The following is a 2,766-nucleotide window of genomic DNA, read 5'->3' as shown; positions in this document are numbered from 1 at the left end:
GGATAACTTACACTTGGTGTCCGCTTTTGATCGCGAGTCTGGTTTAACTGTGTACCAGCGAACGGTAGAAAATAAGTACAATGAGATACTGGCAGTTAGGGCCTTATTAGATGTACTCGATATTTCAGATTCTATCGTCACACTAGATGCACTACATTGTCATAAAGCGACACTTTCAGCATTGATTTCAAGAGAGGCTGATTATCTGGTTCAAGTCAAGCAAATCAGAAAACACTTTATAAAGCAGTCAATTCATGTTTTGAAACAGCTTTTGAAGAAGAAAAGAATTTGCCCGAAGATGTACAAGTCAGCGGTGGTCATGGACGTCAGGAAACTCGCATCACTTATGCTCTAAACGCAGACAATCTGCCTGAATAGATAAGAGAAAAATGGCCAGGGCTTACTTCGCTGGTCGCGGTTGAAAGGCACAGGAAGTCTGGCTCAACAACAAAAATATATACATGCACTTTTATGTTACTTCTTTCGAGCCAGATGCACAGATGCTACAAAAAGCCATCCGCCATCACTGGCACATAGAAAACCAGCAGCATTGGGTACTGGATGTCGTGTTTAAAGAAGACGCTTGCCAGATAAGCGAGCCGATTTCGGCGGAAAATATGGCGCTGTTCAGACGGGTTGTTCGCAACTTGGCAAAACAGCACACAGGCCGTAAAGATTCGATACGTGGCAAGTGCGTGCGGGCCAGTTTTGACGATGAATTCAGAGCAGAGCTTATCTTTGAGTATGCTCTCACCTTGGGTATTGTGTTAGGTTCATCATTTAAAAATTTTGCCTCTCCTCATGATGTAACTTTTACCTGAGAAATAAACTAAAATACTTGGCTATTAAAAGCGGTTTGGCTAATGTTAAAACAATCTTAGTTCAGACTCAGCGTAACAATAAAAATGATGGATAAAAGTCAAAAGAAACAACGTTCACAACCCTCTTTTGAAAAAGAAGATCTAATACTTCAAGCTTTGCGACTTCCAGTTTTGGGTGTAGATATAGATGGCAAACTGATTTACTTTAACCAATGTGCAAAGGAGGTTTTCAACATTCTAGATAGTAATCTAGGTACTTCTTTATACCAACTTTTATCTATTTCTGGTGATGAACAATCTCAGGTTCAAGAAGCGATACTCGAAGGGCAAGAAGCCACACTTACAAAACCGTTAATACAGAGTCCAATAACTGACTTAGCAGACGCGGTGTTATACTTGTCACCGATTATCGACAACTCAAAATTGATTGGATCAGCCATTCAAGTCTCTTTTGTCTCTCCAGAAATGCAAAAAGATATAGAAAGTAGCCATTTTCGTGCAATTGTAGAATCATCCGATGACGCCATTATAAGCAAAGACCTAAACGGCATTGTCAAAAGCTGGAATCAAGGTGCAGAGAAAATTTTTGGATATACTGAAGAAGAAATGATCGGGCAGCCTATGATCAAGGTTTTTCCTGAAGACCGTTTACATGAAGAAGCGCTTATACTTCACAAACTAAGTATTGGAGAGAAGGTGGATCACTTTCGTACCATTCGCAGGCACAAAAATGGCACGTTAATTCACGTCTCCGCTACCATATCACCAATTCTCGACAGTGAAGGGAATGTTGTCGGAGCGTCTAAAGTGGCAAGAGATATAACAACTCAAGTCGAAGTTGAGCGTTTAACAAGAGAATATGACACAATTGTACAGACATCTAATGATGCTATCATCAACCAAAGCCTCACAGGTGAGATCCTGAGTTGGAACCCTGCAGCAGAGCAACTTCTAGGCTACCTCCCAAATGAAGTCATAGGAAAATCCATTTATGCGATTATTCCTAAGTCAGCGCATCGCGCCCACAAAGAGGCATTAACAGCACTAAATCAGGGGAAACGACTTATTGAAGCGCGGACCATATACTTGAACAAACAAGGCGAACAAGTCAAAGTTTCACAAAATCTCTTACCTATTTACGACGCTAGTAACGCGACTATCATAGGTGCATTGCAGTTAGCACGCGATTCGACGGAAGAAGAACAAGAGAAAGCCGAAATCTGGAAAAAAGCCAACTACGATGCGCTCACGGGTATTACAAATCGGGACTACTTTATCACACTTGCTAAGCAGTCTATTGCATCTGTACGCACTAAAGACTCAGAGAAACAGCTATATCTCGCATTCATCGATGTTGACTCATTTAAGTCTTTCAACGACACATATGGTCATAAAATTGGCGATAACGTACTGATAGAAATAGCAAAAGTACTAGAAAAAAATTGCCGCTCTGAAGATCTTGTTGGACGATTTGCCGGAGATGAATTTGTGGTTTTGGTCAAGTCCAAGCATTCACAAAGTGATATCAGTAAGTTTTTCGCAAGAATAGTAAGCGAAGTAAACAAACCTGTAGTGCTTGATGGAAAACATATAACTATGGGCATTAGTGTTGGCGTTGCGGGATTCCCCAATGATACTAGTACGTTCGAGGATCTTTTAGAAAAGGCAGATTTAGCGATGTATTCAGCAAAAAAAGCAGGGAAAGGTCGAGTTATTTTTTATGAGCAATTAGCAAAAAAATGAGAGTTTGTTAGGCCAATACAAACTCTGAACGCCCTCAGCCTCTCCCCTACTATTAGTTGGTGAACGCATGAAGTTGGTGCTACTGTCCTGTCGCGTTCATGGATCTGATTACTCTGTTGCCATTATTAGGGCCTGTTGACCTTTGCTGTTTGATTTTTGTTCTTCTGAGTGTGTTTTGGTCGCGACGCTCGACTTGCCGCCT

At 41.1% G+C, this 2,766-nt stretch carries 3 protein-coding genes; all 3 read left to right on the top strand.

The genetic code is table 11. From position 1 onward, the window contains the following. On the top strand, positions 1 to 355 hold a 355-nt coding region (locus CWC03_RS20835; protein ID WP_138583506.1), incomplete at its 5' end, for an ISAs1 family transposase. A gap of 100 nt (positions 356 to 455) precedes the next feature. Continuing rightward, complete coding sequence (locus CWC03_RS20830) at positions 456 to 821, top strand: ISAs1 family transposase (protein ID WP_283234904.1); 366 nt, start codon at positions 456 to 458, stop codon at positions 819 to 821. Between the two features lie 84 nt (positions 822 to 905). Then, a complete protein-coding gene (locus CWC03_RS20825; protein ID WP_138583504.1) occupies positions 906 to 2,564 on the top strand; it encodes a PAS domain S-box protein in 1,659 nt (552 codons plus the stop codon). Positions 2,565 to 2,766: the final 202 nt, after the last annotated feature.

The sequence above is a fragment of the Pseudoalteromonas sp. S2755 genome, assembly GCF_005886535.1.
GTDB lineage: Bacteria > Pseudomonadota > Gammaproteobacteria > Enterobacterales > Alteromonadaceae > Pseudoalteromonas.
Note: the sequence above shows the minus strand (reverse complement) of the source record. Positions and strands in the feature narration are given on the sequence as shown.